The 15,718-nt window shown below is 52.3% G+C and carries 13 protein-coding genes and 5 pseudogenes; 6 read left to right on the forward strand and 12 right to left on the reverse strand.

Features of this window, described 5'->3' with window-relative positions; genetic code table 11:
* Positions 1 to 82: 82 nt before the first annotated feature.
* Positions 83 to 2,077 carry a polysaccharide biosynthesis protein gene (locus PMI31_RS09810; protein WP_043302321.1) on the forward strand — a complete coding sequence of 665 codons (1,995 nt, stop codon included), beginning with the start codon at positions 83 to 85 and terminating at the stop codon, positions 2,075 to 2,077.
* Positions 2,078 to 2,216: 139 nt separating this feature from the next.
* Here PMI31_RS09810 and tnpC read toward each other — a convergent pair.
* From tnpC to PMI31_RS31300, 8 genes and pseudogenes are all read right to left on the reverse strand, one after another.
* A pseudogene (tnpC, locus tag PMI31_RS09815) lies at positions 2,217 to 3,753 on the reverse strand (IS66 family transposase).
* A gap of 8 nt (positions 3,754 to 3,761) precedes the next feature.
* A pseudogene (gene tnpB / locus PMI31_RS31855) lies at positions 3,762 to 4,015 on the reverse strand (IS66 family insertion sequence element accessory protein TnpB).
* A 58-nt stretch (positions 4,016 to 4,073) separates the two neighbouring features.
* Positions 4,074 to 4,175: pseudogene (locus PMI31_RS30745) on the reverse strand (polysaccharide biosynthesis protein); the annotation flags it as partial.
* Between the two features lie 33 nt (positions 4,176 to 4,208).
* Complete coding sequence (locus tag PMI31_RS29860) at positions 4,209 to 4,931, reverse strand: glycosyltransferase (RefSeq protein ID WP_008017818.1); 723 nt, start codon at positions 4,929 to 4,931, stop codon at positions 4,209 to 4,211.
* 52 nt (positions 4,932 to 4,983) lie between these two features.
* Positions 4,984 to 6,123, reverse strand: a complete 1,140-nt coding sequence (locus tag PMI31_RS09820) for an EpsG family protein (protein ID WP_043302315.1) — start codon at positions 6,121 to 6,123, stop codon at positions 4,984 to 4,986.
* Complete coding sequence (locus tag PMI31_RS09825; RefSeq protein ID WP_008017820.1) at positions 6,120 to 7,277, reverse strand: hypothetical protein; 1,158 nt, start codon at positions 7,275 to 7,277, stop codon at positions 6,120 to 6,122. Before PMI31_RS09825 ends, PMI31_RS09820 begins: the two co-directional genes overlap by 4 nt.
* 8 nt (positions 7,278 to 7,285) lie before the next feature.
* A pseudogene (locus PMI31_RS09830) lies at positions 7,286 to 7,591 on the reverse strand (GDP-mannose 4,6-dehydratase); the annotation flags it as partial.
* A gap of 336 nt (positions 7,592 to 7,927) precedes the next feature.
* Complete coding sequence (locus PMI31_RS31300; protein ID WP_238539275.1) at positions 7,928 to 8,356, reverse strand: hypothetical protein; 429 nt, start codon at positions 8,354 to 8,356, stop codon at positions 7,928 to 7,930.
* Positions 8,357 to 8,996: 640 nt separating this feature from the next.
* On the opposite strand from PMI31_RS31300, the gene PMI31_RS09840 reads away from it, so the two are divergent.
* From PMI31_RS09840 to fabF, 3 genes are all read left to right on the forward strand, one after another.
* Complete coding sequence (locus PMI31_RS09840; protein ID WP_008017823.1) at positions 8,997 to 9,332, forward strand: ComEA family DNA-binding protein; 336 nt, start codon at positions 8,997 to 8,999, stop codon at positions 9,330 to 9,332.
* A 206-nt stretch (positions 9,333 to 9,538) separates the two neighbouring features.
* Positions 9,539 to 10,333 (forward strand): SDR family NAD(P)-dependent oxidoreductase, encoded by a 795-nt coding sequence (locus PMI31_RS09845; RefSeq protein WP_008017825.1) that lies wholly within the window; start codon positions 9,539 to 9,541, stop codon positions 10,331 to 10,333.
* A gap of 32 nt (positions 10,334 to 10,365) precedes the next feature.
* Positions 10,366 to 11,640 (forward strand): beta-ketoacyl-ACP synthase II, encoded by a 1,275-nt coding sequence (gene fabF / locus PMI31_RS09850; protein WP_008017826.1) that lies wholly within the window; start codon positions 10,366 to 10,368, stop codon positions 11,638 to 11,640.
* Here fabF and PMI31_RS09855 read toward each other — a convergent pair.
* The 4 genes and pseudogenes from PMI31_RS09855 to rfbC all read right to left on the reverse strand — a co-directional run bounded on the left by PMI31_RS09855 (position 11,637) and on the right by rfbC (position 13,652).
* On the reverse strand, positions 11,637 to 12,194 hold the full coding sequence (locus PMI31_RS09855; protein ID WP_008017827.1) for a TetR/AcrR family transcriptional regulator: 558 nt from the start codon (positions 12,192 to 12,194) through the stop codon (positions 11,637 to 11,639). The genes fabF and PMI31_RS09855 overlap by 4 nt on opposite strands.
* Positions 12,195 to 12,486: 292 nt before the next feature.
* Positions 12,487 to 12,654 carry a DUF2897 family protein gene (locus PMI31_RS29875; RefSeq protein ID WP_008017828.1) on the reverse strand — a complete coding sequence of 56 codons (168 nt, stop codon included), beginning with the start codon at positions 12,652 to 12,654 and terminating at the stop codon, positions 12,487 to 12,489.
* 124 nt (positions 12,655 to 12,778) lie between these two features.
* Positions 12,779 to 13,081: pseudogene (locus PMI31_RS09860) on the reverse strand (ethanolamine permease); the annotation flags it as partial.
* Positions 13,082 to 13,106: 25 nt separating this feature from the next.
* The gene (rfbC, locus tag PMI31_RS09865; RefSeq protein ID WP_008017830.1) at positions 13,107 to 13,652 is read right to left on the reverse strand and encodes a dTDP-4-dehydrorhamnose 3,5-epimerase; all 546 of its coding nucleotides are present in this window, start codon (positions 13,650 to 13,652) and stop codon (positions 13,107 to 13,109) included.
* A 264-nt stretch (positions 13,653 to 13,916) separates the two neighbouring features.
* On the opposite strand from rfbC, the gene kdpF reads away from it, so the two are divergent.
* Both kdpF and kdpA read left to right on the forward strand, forming a co-directional pair.
* Complete coding sequence (gene kdpF, locus PMI31_RS29880) at positions 13,917 to 14,006, forward strand: K(+)-transporting ATPase subunit F (RefSeq protein ID WP_007899818.1); 90 nt, start codon at positions 13,917 to 13,919, stop codon at positions 14,004 to 14,006.
* Between the two features lie 8 nt (positions 14,007 to 14,014).
* Entirely contained in the window at positions 14,015 to 15,709 is a 1,695-nt protein-coding gene (gene kdpA, locus PMI31_RS09870; RefSeq protein WP_008017831.1) for a potassium-transporting ATPase subunit KdpA, read from the forward strand.
* Positions 15,710 to 15,718 lie beyond the last annotated feature (9 nt).

The following is a 15,718-nucleotide window of genomic DNA, read 5'->3' on the forward strand; positions in this document are numbered from 1 at the left end:
AGCAGGTGTCGTGGGTGCCCGAATAGGTACAATAATCGAGTCATATCCAGTTTAGGAGCGGGACAAGGTGTTTGAAGCGTTTATGGAGAGGTTACGAGCTCATTTACTCGGGCTACCACGCCGCCAGAAGCGACTGATTCAGGTTTCGGCCGACGTCGTTCTGGTTTGGATCGCCCTGCTGCTGGCGTTCGTTGTTCGTCTTGGCATTGATGAGATGGCAAATCCGTTTATTGCTCACCCCTGGCTATTCCTGATTGCTCCAGTGGTTGCAATACCTTTGTTCATCCGCTTTGGCATGTATCGTGCCGTGATGCGCTATTTCGGCAATGACGCACTGATCGCCATTATCAAGGCTGTGAGCTTGTCATCCCTGATTCTTGGGGTCATCGTCTACTGGTACAGCAACCACCAAAATATCATCCCGCGTTCGATCATCTTCAATTACTGGTGGTTGAGTCTGATCATGATTGGCGGTTTGCGTTTGGCAATGCGTCAGTACTTCTTGGGAGACTGGTTTACGGCTGTTCAGCATGTGCCCTTTACGAGCCGAGATGATGGTCTCCCGAGAGTGGCAATTTATGGCGCCGGTGCCGCAGGGAATCAGCTTGTTGCGGCATTACGTATTGGGCGGGCCATGCGCCCGGTAGCATTCATTGATGATGATAAAGGCATCGCCGATCGGATAATCTCAGGCCTGCATGTCTACAATCCCAAGCAAATCCAGCGAATGATCGACGTTACCGGTGCTCAAGAGGTCCTTCTTGCGATTCCGTCGGCCAACAGAGGCCGTCGCCGTGAGATTCTCACATTCCTTGAAGGTTTTCCGCTGCATGTTCGAAGTGTGCCGGGTTTCATGGATCTGGCGAGTGGTAGAGTCAAGGTCGACGATATTCAGGAAGTAGACATTGCTGACTTGCTCGGCCGTGACTCCGTACCTGCTCAGGGAGAGTTGCTCGAGCACTGTATCAAGGGGCAGTCGGTTCTTGTTACTGGAGCAGGTGGTTCAATCGGTTCAGAACTTTGCCGTCAAATCCTGGCGTTGCGGCCAACAACGTTGTTACTGCTAGATCATAGTGAGTTTAATCTCTACAGCATTTTGTCTGAACTGGAGCAGCGCATAGCACGGGAATCACTATCGGTTCATCTGTTGCCTATCCTCGGTTCCGTACGCAATCCAGACAAGTTGCTGGACGTGATGAAAACCTGGCACGTAGACACTGTCTACCATGCCGCTGCTTACAAACACGTACCCATGGTAGAGCACAACATTGCCGAAGGCGTCCTGAACAATGTGATCGGCACGCTCAATACCGCCCAGGCCGCTCTCCAAGCCGGTGTGGCCAACTTTGTATTGATCTCCACGGACAAAGCCGTGCGCCCGACCAATGTGATGGGTAGCACCAAGCGGCTTGCGGAATTGACACTGCAGGCATTGAGCCGGGAGATGGCCCCGGTGCTCTTTGGTGATACGGGCAATGTGTCGCGGGTCAATAAAACCCGATTTACCATGGTCCGATTTGGTAACGTGCTGGGGTCATCGGGTTCGGTGATTCCGTTATTTCACAAGCAGATCAAGTCGGGTGGGCCGCTCACCGTTACTCACCCTAAAATTACCCGTTATTTCATGACCATTCCCGAAGCGGCACAGCTGGTGATTCAAGCTGGCTCCATGGGGCTGGGTGGGGACGTGTTTGTTCTGGACATGGGCGAGCCGGTGAAAATTGTGGAGTTGGCGGAAAAGATGATTCATCTTTCCGGCTTGAGTGTTCGCTCTGAAAAAAATGTACACGGTGACATTTCCATTGAGTTTACTGGTCTGCGTCCGGGCGAGAAACTTTATGAAGAGTTATTGATCGGTGACAACGTAGTCTCCACCCAACATCCCATGATCATGAGTGCCAATGAAGATCATCTGACTTGGGACGTGCTCAAGGTCAAGCTGACGGAACTGCTCGCAGCACTTGAGCAGGATGACTATGCACGAGTACGTCAATTGCTGCGCGCCACGGTCAGCGGATATGCTCCAGATGGTGAAATTGTCGACTGGATCTATCAACAACGACGCCTCGAGCCCTGATCGGACTTATGTCATAGCCCTGCCACTTGGACGATGAGTGGCATTTCCAGAGATTGGAAAGCAGCTTCAGAGAAGCTGCTTCGTATCCGACCCATGAACCACATCTACCGCCAGACTACCGTCTCGTTTACCGTGGCATCTATGGCGAGCAGTTCCACGACAACAACGCTTCGTAATCCGCTACCGACTGCACATGTGGCAGCCTCTCCAGTACGTGGCACAGCCACTTATAGGGCTCCTGGCCGTTGACCTTGGCGGTCTCGACCAGACTGTAGATCTGCGCACTGGCCGCCTTTGGGCGTGTCGCTGAACAGCCAAGCCTTGCGACCGAACACAAACGGTTTTATTGCACGCTCTGCCGGGTTGTTGTCGATGGGTAAAAAACCAGCCTCCACGTAGCGCTCCAACCGGCTCCAGTTGCTGGCCAGATAATTAACGGCCTTGCCCAAAACACTTTGCGGTGTCACCTGCGACTGCGTTTTATCCAGCCAGCTTTTCAACTGCGCCAGGATTGGCAGGCTCTTTTCCTGACGATCCATAAAGCGCTGTTCATCGCTGACGTCCTTGAGTTCACGCTCGATGCCATACAGCTTGTTGATCATCGTCAACGCGATATCGGCACGTCCCGTCTTGCCCTTGGGCTGCACTTTTTGCGTGTCCACGAACTTGCGTTGCGCATGGGCCATGCACGCCAGACACTCCACGCCCGGTTGCAACGCCTACGCGTTATAACCTGCGTAATCGTCAGTCACCACGTAGCCTCGATAACTTTCCAGCAGGCGCAACGGTACTTCCTGCGCACGGCTGGAGGTGTAGTCGAACAGCACGACTTTTCGATCTGGCGGCCCACTGGCTTGCACCCATATCCAGGATTGGCTGGTCGGGTGTCGACCTGGCTCCTTGAGTACCTGGACGCGGTTTTCATTGCAGTGGACGACCGGGCTTTCCAGCAACCGATCACGCATCAGATTCAGCAACGGTTGTAAGTGCTCGCCGCATTGGATGATCCCGCGCGCCAGGGTTTGACGCGGGATATCGATACCGTGTCGGCTCAGCACCGTTTCAAAACGATGCAGCGGTAATCCCTCGACATACTTGGTGGTCAGCAGCATCGCCAAGACGCTCGGACTGGCCATGCTCTTTTCGATCAACTGAGCGGGTTTGTCAGTAGTGTCCGGAGCGGTTTCACAATCACGGCAATCGTAGATTTTGCGGATGTGTTTGATCACCCGAATCTGCATCGGCACGATATCCAGCTGCTCACTGGTTTCTTCGCTGATCACATGCTTGCGGCAACCGCAGGCACATGTCAGTTCGTGCTCAGGCAATTCGTGGATGACTTCGATACGCGGCAGATCAGCAGATAGTGGCTTGCGTTTGCCACGGCATGGAACTGGAGCAACGACTTCTTTATCGGCATCCTCGACGGCGGGCATCGGTTCACTTTCGGGGTCATTGAACAGCGCCAGTTGCGGCGTGTTGGGTTCGACCGTTTGTTCGGACTTACGGCCAAATATACGGTCACGCAGCAACTTGATCTGCTCTTTCAGATCAACGATATGGGTCTGGTAAGTCTCTTTGACTTCCTGATCACGTGCACGCGCTTCGTACGTCTCAAGCAGCATCTGCTTGAGAGGCACTGGGTGATCAGGAAGGTTGTCAGGCATGGAAATCATGCCGCGGATTACAACCTTCGGGCGACAAATCTTGGAGTCACCACCTGATGGGGGCGGTTACGCCACAGATCAAAACCGTCGAGTAACCAGTTCAATTCCTGGACGCTTAACACGATGGCCTCGTCGGTGGTATCGGGCGATGTTTTGAAACGTTCCGACTCCAGACGCTTGAGCCAAAGGCAAAAGCCGTGTGCTCCCAATAGAGGATTTTCACTCGGTTACGGTGGCGATTCAGAAAGACAAAAAGCACCGGGTCGAACACGGTTCTGCGTCAATTTTCAAACGGTAGGCTGGGTCAGTTTTCAATCACCGTCAACAGTCCGCTTCTTCTCGCCACGGCTGAATATACGAATTTCAGCGATATCGATTGCGAAAAATCGTTTAAGCACGGCATTACCGAAAGACCCGGTACCACCGGAAATTAGTAAGCATTTATTTTAAAATATTGAAACGCCTCACGAAAGCTTTAAAAAGAATTTTATAAGACCAGTAGCCCAAACAAACCGTGTCTTGATTTTAGATATGAGATTCCGATCACTCTTAGTGACATTATTCGCATGAATCCGGCGGTATGTGACAATGTCCACAAGATGGCAAACTTTCCCCTCGATATTTGAAATTAGAGCAATCCATATATCATGACTTGTCGAAGGTGATCGAAAAGGAAGGATTTTTGCCTTTAAGTCTTTGGATATCAACATGCAGCAACCAAAATAAGGGAGTGATTTCCACCCCATGAAAATTCCAAAAATATTAACCCAAGAGGTTTTGTCACACTGAGAACTAAATAAAGGCGCCGCCCTCCTCAAGCCAACATCATGTTCAAACAGCTCCATGCTACCTACCACAACCGAACTATTAGTCCTAACCATCGCATCCAGCATCAGGGAAACTCTACCAGATGGCCATATATCATCTTGGTCGCTAAGAAAAATATACTGGCCCGACGCAGCAGCAATTAGCCTTTCGAAATTTCTTACATACCCAAGGTTTGAATTATTTCTTAACAGTTTGATTCGTGAATCGTTCACGCTAGCAATAAGAGCAGCCGTCTCGTCAGATGAATTATCATCACAAATCAAAACCTCGGCGTCAAAAGGGACCTCCCTCAATATTGAATCAAGCTGATCCAGAATATAATCTTTTCCATTATACGTAGCAATACAAACACTGATCATGAAGACCCCACTCAGAACAAAAAAGCAGAATTACATTGCTTCTCTGCCACTGTCATTTGATATTCCGATTTATATGAGTGTCGAGAGCTTCATAAAATCTTCGCTCTCCATCTCCACTATCAGTACCCAAAGCTTCAGAGATCACATTTTGATAGGGTATATATGAGACAAAAGCAGGATCCAACAAAAACTTCGCCAAAACCGATAGCGAAATAAGCATGAGGACCACGGTTTCCAATATAAACCCACGCCTTACAAAATTAAATGAAATATAAACAGCTTGAATTAAAATCGTGATAACTTGGTATCTATTCCAAAAAACCGGTAAAAACCACATGCCAACTTGAAAGGCAAGCAGTATAAGCGTACTCCACCTGGCAAGATTCAGTAATGGTGATTCAAGTCGATCCCTAAACAAGTAAATCATAAAAAAACCATTTAGCGCCACATAAAGCAAAGAAGCGATAGATATATCAGTTTGAACAGATTTCTCAGAATAAAACAACAGTTTCTCAGAGAAAGGAATGTAAGAAAATATTCCCGAATCCAACAAATACTGAAAGCTAAAGCCAAAAACAACGCCGGCCGACAAGATCAGAAAAGCCATGCGTGCCTTTAACTTAACCCCCGACAACAGCAATAAAGGCATAAAAACAAGCGAGAAGGAATGAAAGCCAACAGACAGGCAAGTGTAAAATATAGATTTAAATTTATCCTTTTCAAGCCAAAGCAATACCGCAAGTAACACCAATGAAATCGAAAGCGAAAATCTTATCGTTGCCATATTTGTTGCCAAGTACGTCCAACAAAAACAAATAGCTCCAACACCAGAAAACCCTGCGCCAAAAAATCTGCAAAACCGGTAAAGAATAAAGCCATTAAAAACAGACACCAAAAATAGGAACACTTGAAAGCTTACAATCTGGCTGCATATAAATGTGACGACTAAATATAGTGGCTCTAATGTCGAGTCGTGAACAAATGCAAAAAAATCAGAAAACTCAATACTCTCGTAATCCTGCTTGTATGTAAGCCAATCATTACCAGTCTCAAACCTGAGGCCCGAAAATAAAACAAACAATAACAACGCACAATAATCCAGAGTCCGATTATCCCGGCTATCCTGGCCCAGGCTTATAGATATTAAAAACAAAATCCACAACATCAAGCTTACTGAAAAATATGCAATCACTTCACTCGCCCCGCCTTGCATTTGACAGTTATAAACATCGAAAAACAAAATAAAAAATAGAGCAAATTAACAAGCCAGATCATCAAATCAAGCTCTATGGGCAAAGCCTCTTTAGTCCAGTAAGATGTAACAAGAAGCATGATAAGCAAAACAGCAGATCCAATCATAAAATCCTTCTCGTGACCAAAGTATAAATAAACAAGATTTAAGGAGTTCTGCATATACAATATAAAATAAAACACGGAAAAGCCAACAATCAGAGAGTAGTAGGCTGAGTATTTACTGCCTAAAAAAACATCAATGAATAACTTCGATAGAGCACTATCAAAGGCAACAAACGAAAGCGAAGCTGCAACACCTAAAAATGTAACAAATATCGATCTGTTCAAGAACGCGACAACCCCCTTCAAACCAAGCGAGGACGCTCGCGCAAAGACTACACTATTAACTGCTCCAAACAGCAGCGTCCCCCCCATAACGATAGTTAATATGTTTGAATAAACCGCCAAATCTTCTACCTTGCCACTCGACAAAAAGTACCTTGGAAGGTTAATGCATACAGCCGCAATCAATGCGCCCGCTCCCAAGAAAAAGCCTGAAAAATATTCACGCGAAAAGCCTAATGATAAAAGCCCCCGGCAACGATTGATTTTTAAAATCGAATACAATACATTCACAAAGGCCAGTAGTGAGACAACCACCAAAATATCAGCAGAAAAGTATAGTCCGAGCCATCCACACATAAACTGCAATAAAAATCTGGTTGAGGACTGGGTAAAAACTATTCCCATACGAGCTTGCCTAATCAAATCAAAGAAAAATGGCTCGTATAAAAAATCCCCCACTCGGTACAATGCAAAAACAATAATGATCGGCTCTTTTAAAATCCATGCAGCCGCAGCAGACAAAAACAATAAAGGAGCAAGCAACAACACCCTCATCGACAAGGCCGACTGTAGCGACATCCGGCCTGATAGAATAGAAAGTCCATGCTGCATTGAAAAAAACAACTGCAGCGGAGCGCAGACTGCTAATGCCAGTCCTAAAGCAGCTGAATCCTCAAAACTACCGACTCGTGCATAGACCAGGACCAATAAAACCGGAGGCGCACTAAATAAAATATTAGATAGCAGAGATAGTAATATTTTATTCATAGACACACGATGATATTGTTCTCGATGAACGCAGCCGGACCGTCGACGGACCGATCGACGTAGTTTTCTGCAGCCAGATGCAGCGCAGCATCTGGCTGATGCTCACGGAATACCCGCTCGACTTCGGTACGGTCGCAGATATTCAGCTGCTCGAAGGCGTAGCGCTCGCTGTCGTTGACTGCAGCCAGTGATTCGAGGTTGCCGGTATAGGTCAGCTTGTTGAAATTGACCACGCTATCGCTGGTGTTGCAAATGATGTGAGGAATGACGACAGACCCATTAAAAGCAGTTCCACCTGTATCTAAAGTTCTCATCTACATTTTTCTTTATCGTTGCTTGTTTATTTGACATATCAACTGCTCCCCTTACTTGGCTCGGGTAAACAGCAGCTACGAACCTTCCTCTACTCTTTTACTTGCTGGATAGCATTTCGGCTAATCGTTGATTGGCTTGCAGTTTGCCATGCACGATGCGTCCTTCTGACAATCGTGCACGCATTCGCATAAAAAATTCACTACGCCTTTATGGTTCACATGGGCCGAATAGCTGCCTATGGTATGGACTTGTGCTCGGATGTCATGGTGTTGTTTGTGCAGTTCCACGTAATCACCGCGCTGGCCGTAGGCTTGAATGGCCCGGCCCAGTGTGCGTTAGGCTCGGTAACCGACGAAGAGAACATTGTGTCGCAGGTCATGCAGCATGGCTATCAGATAGTTGACGATTCGACCGCTGCGGCACATTCCGTTCCCTGCGATGGCGATGGCCGGACGAGCGGTTTCCGTCAGATAGCGAACCATCTTCAAATGTGCTTGATGGCTATCGACCGTTAGCAGTTGCTCGAAGCCCAGCTGGCAACGGCCTTGTTTGACCCACTTTAGCGCTTCTTTATCCCAAAAGGGTATAGGCCCGACGTGGTCAATTCGGACATGGGGGGCAATCAGTGCCTTGACCGTATCCAGGTGAAATTCGATGGACAGACGATCGACGCCGGATCTTCCTTTAGCGGAGGTTTCCGCGCCCTGGAACGGCCGTAGTCGATTAACAGGCTGGGCATCATAGGAGTGGGTGGCAGGAGCCAATCCTTGGCACCATGATGGTGCAGGATGTCGGGGGTATGTCATTGAGTTAGTCCGTTAGTCGCGGTAGGAATGGCAGTTACCTGCCACACCCCGCATAGATCCGTACGTGCGGAACTAACGCATACGGCTCCTGCCTCGGGTATGTGACGCGAAGCGATCCTCCGGGTATGGGCGTACATTCTTGGGACTTGGAATATAGAGGTCAGCAAGGCGTCCGTAGCGTGACCATTGAAGCCGATTACGCTGGCTGCGACGTTTGAGGGCTTGCCGCCATAGACGACATACCGCCAGACGAAAACCACCAGGACGTATCAGGTTTCCCGACACCGTGTGGTAATTGAAGTATAAGCAACCCGGCTCACACGCCTGGAAAAAGGCGTGTGAGCCGGGTTGCTTTCTGGTATCCGATCCATGAACCACACCTACCGCCAGACTACCGTCTCGTTTACCGTGGAACTGCTCACCGGAAATGCCATGGGAGACGAGGAGCGCACCTGAGGGTACGTGTACTTTATGGATTGCATATAATTGTTTCACATCCTGCAACAGACACATTTTTGACAAGACCTACCCATCGCCTAAGTTTGGAAGGCAGCTTCGGAAAGGCTGCTTACTAAAACGATGTCATGGAGCTTCAATTATGCGTACAGGCTATTTCTACTCTCTGGTTTTTGCCCTGCTCACCAGCGCTTCTGTTGCCACAATTGCCGCACCTGCGGCGAAACCCGAATCAGGCAGCGCGCCTGTGGTGCTGGAGGTTTCCCCTAAGACGTCGTCTGGCAAAGTCGATCTCAATGCAGCCGATGCTCCGACACTGCAGCGCGAGTTGAGCGGTATCGGAGAGGCCAAGGCCAAGGCGATTGTTGCTTATCGTGAGAGTAATGGGCCATTTTCATCCGTAGACGAACTGCTGGAAGTGAAGGGGATAGGTAAAGCGATTCTGGACAAAAATCGCGAGAATCTCCACGTGAACTAAGCTTGTAGCTCAACACCAGGGGCCGGTCATTGACCGGCCTTTTTGCTTTCTGGCGAAAGGGTTGGTACTGCGCCTACCATCGCTCAATAGAAAATTATAGCTATCATATTTCGTTTAAATTATGCCTATAATCCAATTGTCGTTCGCTGAAGCGTACAGGCACTCAGTGCGCGCACTTCCCCTTAATATCTCCCAGGAGCACAGTCATGACTTCCACCCAGTCCCAAGGTACGGCCCTCGTCACCGGTGCTTCTTCCGGTATCGGTGCAATTTACGCTGAGCGATTGGCAGCGCGTGGTTTTGATTTGTTGTTGGTTGCTCGTGACGAGCAGCGGCTTGAGGTTGCTGCGAGCAAGTTGCGCGCCGAGCACGGTGTTCAGGTGGAAGTATTCAAGGCAGACCTGACACAAAGGGATAATGTACTGAAGATCGAACAGCGTCTTCGCAGCGATTCGAATATCAGTCTGCTGCTGAACAACGCTGGCGTTGCGGCGGATGGCTTGCTGGCGAATGCCGACATGGAGCAGCTGGAAAAGTTGATTCAACTGAACGTCACCACGGTCACACGCCTGGCATCAGCGGCAGCCGCCAGTTTTGCCAAGGCAGGCCGGGGTTCTATCATCAATATAGCGTCAGTGGTGGCGTTGTTTCCCGAGCGCTTCAATGCGACTTACAGCGCTAGTAAAGCGTATGTGTTAAGCCTGACGCAGTCCTTGAATGCCGAACTGGACGGCACCGGGGTCAAGGTTCAAGCCGTGTTGCCAGGCGTGACGCGCACCGAAATCTGGGAGCGCTCCGGTATCGACGCTAGCCAGATTCCGGCGGACATGGTCATGGAAGCAGGTGAAATGGTTGATGCAGCGTTATCCGGTCTGGACCAAGGTGAACTGATCACCATTCCATCGTTGCCAAATGCCTCCGAGTGGGATGACTTTGTAAAAGCTCGCCTGGTAATGGCCCCGAATCTTTCCAGAAGTACGGCCGCCGCACGTTACAAATGAGGCGCTTTCCATCGGTTTGAGGTATTTGCGACATGAGTGATCGTCGAGTAGTTGTCACCGGCATGGGCCTGGTGTCTCCGCTGGGCAGCGGTGTTGAAGCCGTCTGGAAGCGTTTGCTGGCCGGGCGTTCCGGGTTGCGTAATTTAGCTGAAGAGGTGGTCGCCGATCTGCCGGCCAAGGTTGGCGGAGCGGTACCCACCGTGGCGGAAGATCCCGAGGCGGGTTTTGACCCGGATCGAGCAACGCCACCCAAAGAGCAGAAGAAGATGGACCGCTTCATTCTGTTTGCCATGGAGGCCGCACGGCAGGCGTTGGAGCAGGCCGGTTGGCAAGCGCTGGACCCCCAGGCCCAGGAACGCACGGCAACCATTATCGGTTCCGGGGTCGGTGGGTTCGGCGCGATTGCCGATGCTGTACGCACCACCGACAGCCGTGGACCTCGGCGACTGTCGCCCTTCACCATTCCGTCGTTCCTGGTCAATCTCGCGGCGGGTCATGTGTCGATCCAGTACGGATTCAAGGGCCCGTTGGGTGCTCCGGTGACTGCGTGTGCGGCCGGGGTGCAAGCGATTGGAGATGCGGCGCGGCTGATTCGTTGCGGCGAAGCGGATATTGCCGTGTGTGGCGGCGCGGAGGCAGCGATCGATCGAGTCAGCCTGGCCGGGTTCGCGGCGGCGCGTGCCTTGTCCAGTGGTTATAACGAAACGCCTGAGCGGGCTTCTCGGCCGTTCGACAGTGATCGCGACGGCTTTGTGATGGGGGAGGGCGCGGGACTTCTGGTGATTGAATCCCTGGAGCATGCCTTGGCGCGCGGGGCTCAACCCTTAGCCGAGTTGGTCGGCTATGGCACCAGTGCTGACGCCTTTCACCTGACCGCGGGGCCCGAAGATGGCAGCGGTGCGCGCCGGGCGATGTCGCTGGCATTGGCGCAGGCTGGTATCTCAGCGGCTCAGGTGCAACATCTCAATGCGCACGCTACGTCGACGCCGGTTGGCGACCTCGGCGAGTTGGCCGCTATCAAGTCGTTGTTCGGTACAGGCAACAAGGTGGCGGTGACGTCGACCAAATCGGCGACAGGGCATCTGCTCGGAGCGGCCGGAGGGGTTGAGGCGATCTTCACGCTGTTGGCGATTCGTGATCAGATCGTGCCGGCCACCCTGAATTTCGATAGCCCGGACCCGGCGGCGCAAGGCGTGGACATCGTCCACGGTCAGGCGCGGTCGATGGCTATCGAGTATGCGCTGTCCAACGGCTTCGGGTTCGGCGGAGTCAATGCCAGCGTATTGTTCAAGCGCTGGCAGGATTAGCCCTGAGGTTGTTTAAGAAACGCGCGTGTTACGTCGAGAATCCGCTGGGCCAGTTGCGGGTTCTCGACGCTGCGCGATAACAGCAACGCCCCGACAAGTGCGGACATGATGACGATGCTCTGGTCCGCAGCATCTTCGCCTTCAAGGGTGTCTTCTATTTGTTGGAGCCGTGCGTTCAACACTACGTCCGAGGTCGGACTTGGCTGCCCACGCAAACCAAGTTCTGATGACATGGTTGGCAACGGGCAGCCTTCATGAGGTGAGGTCTGGTGCCATTCGGACAAATAAGCGTCGATGAAGGCATCCAGTGGGCGATCCTGGGCGAACAGTTCGGCACACACCGCATCGACTTGATCGCCAGCCGCTTGCAACGCCTTTTCAACCAGTTCGTCTTTGGACTTGAAGTGTGAGTAGAAGCCGCCGTGGGTCAACCCGAGCGCGTTCATCAGCGGTTGCAGGCCAGTCGCCCCAATACCGTCCCTACGGAATCGCGCTGAAGCTTCCTTGATGATGCGCATGTGGGTCTGGGCTTTATGGTCCTGCGAGTAACGCATCTGAAATCTCCGCAACAATGCGCCATCTTAACCAATGAAAATGGGATGGTGATTGTACTTCTACTTTTAAAAAGCATGCAGATGCGTCTAACGGTGCTCTAAAAGCGTCAAAGACTTGTCAAAAATAATGACTCCTCCTTTACCAAAGTTTATTGGGCAATCATAAGACCAAGTACATCAGCAAGGGAAAGTCCTTGGCCGACGTGACGCTGGTGGAGAAAAAACAGGTGTTTGCCTACAACGCCAGATAAACAAAACCCTGTCATTCACTGAGAATGACAGGGTTTTTGGGTTAGCGGTCCTTCGCTTCCTTGGCATCCATTTCCGCATTGCGTTCAGCGACGCGTTTACGTTGCTCATCGGTCAGTTCGACCTTGTTGGCAGTGTCGCGCAACATCATCAAACCGCCAACAATCGAGCCGATTGCAACGACCAGAATCAACCAGGCATACCAGGGCATAGGGCTCTCCTTGAGGGCACGCCGATTGACGGAGTTCGGCAATCGATCGTGCATACCACTTTGAGCGATAGATTTTCGCAGTGGTTCCATTCTATGCCTGATAGGCCAAACGCACCTGAGCTGTTTATAGCCCGGTCAACATTGCGTCCGCCGGCGCATCCGCGCGCAGCTGCGCGGTCAGCAGAAAGTACACGAAACCCACTGCCATGAAGCCGAGGAAGATCAGCCCGATCAAGGTGTTGAACCAGACCATCGCCACCAGGCAGACCACTGCCAGCAGCAACGCGATCATCGGCACCAGCGGATAGCATGGCGCACGGAACGTACGCTCCAGGTTCGGTTCGGTTTTACACAGTTTGAACAGGCTGAGCATGCTCATGATGTACATCACGATGGCGCCGAACACCGCCATGGTGATCATTACCGCGCCTGACAGGCGCAAATGCCCGATTTCAGGAAAAAACCTCAGCCTCCTTGAAGTACGCCGCCGCCTGGTCCTTTGCCGACAGTTGCGGTGCTTCGCTCAATTGCCATTCGATAGCCAGGTCCGGGTCATTCCAACGGATGCTGCGTTCGGCCGACGGGGTGTAGTAGTCGGTAGTTTTGTAGAGAAACTCGGCGAAATCACTCAACACCACGAAACCATGGGCGAAACCTTCCGGAACCCAAAGCTGACGATGGTTCTCGGCGGACAGGCGCACAGCAACCCATTTGCCGAAATGCGGCGAGCTTCGGCGGATATCCACGGCAACGTCGAGTACTTCACCAACGGTTACACGAACCAATTTGCCTTGGGTGTTTTCCAGTTGGTAGTGCAGGCCACGCAATACGCCTTTTTGCGAGCGCGAATGATTGTCCTGAACGAATTTGGTGTTCAGGCCAGTCGCATCTTCAAAAGCCTTGGCATTGAAGCTCTCATAAAAGAAACCTCGTTCATCACCAAATACCTTCGGCTCGATGATCAGAACACCGGGCAGGTCGGTGGTGATTACATTCATGGGGGGACTCTCCAGTTGTAGGCGTAAATAATCGACATTCTTGCTCAAAGTGCACACCGAAGCGAGTGGCAGGTTTGGAAACTCATCCAGCATGTCGAGTTTGATTGGCCATTCGCGCAATAGTGTTATTGCCGTAACGAAGCCACAAACCCACTCTTTACGCTTTCTTTATGCCCCGCACGCACCCTCGGTCTCGTTCCTTTACAGCCTCCTTTCCGACAATGACTCCACACGCGGCAATACGCCGTAACAGGGAGAGCTTCCATGAGCGTTCTGGACGGAGTGTCACTGCTACTGGCAGTGGGGCTGTTCATTTATCTGTTGGTTGCGCTGTTGCGCGCAGACCGGAACTAGGAGCGGCTATGCACAGTTATGATTATTGGCTGATCCTCGCGTTTTTCGCGGTGGTATTGGTCCCGACACCGTTTCTCGGGCGCTTCTACTACAAGGTGATGGAAGGACAGCGCACCTGGCTGACGCCGATCCTCGGCCCGGTCGAACGCGGTTGTTATCGTCTGGCCGGCGTCGATCCGCAGGCCGAACAGAGCTGGCAGAAGTACATGCTGGCTCTGCTTGCGTTCAACCTCGCGGGTTTCCTGGTGCTGTTCGCGATTCTGTTGTTCCAGGACCACTTGCCACTGAACCCGCAAAACCTGCCGGGCCAGGAGTGGACGCTGGCGTTCAACACCGCCGTCAGTTTCATGACCAACACCAACTGGCAGGCCTACAGCGGCGAAGCGTCCTTGAGCTATCTGAGCCAGATGGTCGGCCTCACCGTGCAGAACTTCGTCAGCGCCGCCACCGGCCTGGCAGTTCTGGTTGCGCTGTGCCGCGGCATCGGTCGCAAATCCACCGCGTCGCTTGGCAACTTCTGGGTCGACATGACCCGCGCCACCCTCTACGGCTTGTTGCCGCTGTGCCTGCTGCTGGCGTTGTATCTGGTCTGGCAGGGCGTGCCGCAAACCTTCGCGCAATACGTGAATGCGGTGACCGTGCAGGGCGTTGATCAAGTGATCCCGCTGGGCCCGGCCGCCAGCCAGATTGCGATCAAGCAATTGGGCACCAACGGTGGCGGTTTCTTCGGCGTGAACTCGGCGCATCCATTCGAGAACCCGACGGCGTGGAGCAACCTGTTCGAAGTGGCCTCGATCATCCTGATCCCGGTGGCACTGGTGTTCACCTTCGGCCACTACGTGAAGGACCTGCGTCAGAGTCGCGCGATCATCGCCTGCATGCTGGCGCTGTTCCTGATCGGCGGCGCGACCTCGCTGTGGGCTGAATACCAACCGAACCCGGCCCTGAACAACGTCGCCGTCGAACAGACTGCGCCGCTGGAGGGCAAGGAAACACGCTTCGGCACCACCGCCACCGTGCTGTGGTCGGTGACCACCACAGCCGCGTCCAACGGTTCGGTGAACGGCATGCACGACAGTCTCAACCCGCTGAGCGGCATGGTGGCGATGGTCAACATGATGGTCGGCGAAGTGATCTTCGGCGGCGTCGGTGCCGGGCTCTACGGCATGTTGCTCAACGTGCTGATCGCAGTGTTCCTCGCCGGCCTGATGATTGGCCGTACTCCGGAATACCTCGGCAAGAAACTGCAGGCCAAAGAGGTGCAATTGCTGGTGGTGACCCTGATGGTCATGCCGATTGGCGTACTGGTGCTCGGCGCGATTGCCGCCAGCCTGCCAGGCCCGGTGGCTGCCGTGAGCAACCCTGGCGCCCACGGTTTCAGTCAACTGCTCTACGCCTACACCTCGGCCAGTGCCAACAACGGCTCCGCGTTCGGCGGCTTTGGTGCCAACACCCCGTTCCACAACCTGATGCTGGGGCTTGGCATGTTGATCGGTCGTTTCGGTTACATCCTCCCGGTCCTGGCCCTGGCCGGCAGCCTGGCGATGAAGAAAACCGCACCGATCGGCCAGAACAGCTTTCCGACCCACGGCCCGTTGTTCGTGACCCTGCTGACCGTGACCATTTTGCTGGTGGGCGGCCTGACCTTTCTGCCGACCCTGGCACTGGGCCCAATCGCTGAACACCTGAGCATGGGCTTCTAAGGAGCTGAT

The organism is Pseudomonas sp. GM55 (genome assembly GCF_000282395.1).
Taxonomy (GTDB): Bacteria; Pseudomonadota; Gammaproteobacteria; order Pseudomonadales; family Pseudomonadaceae; genus Aquipseudomonas; species Aquipseudomonas fluorescens_CC.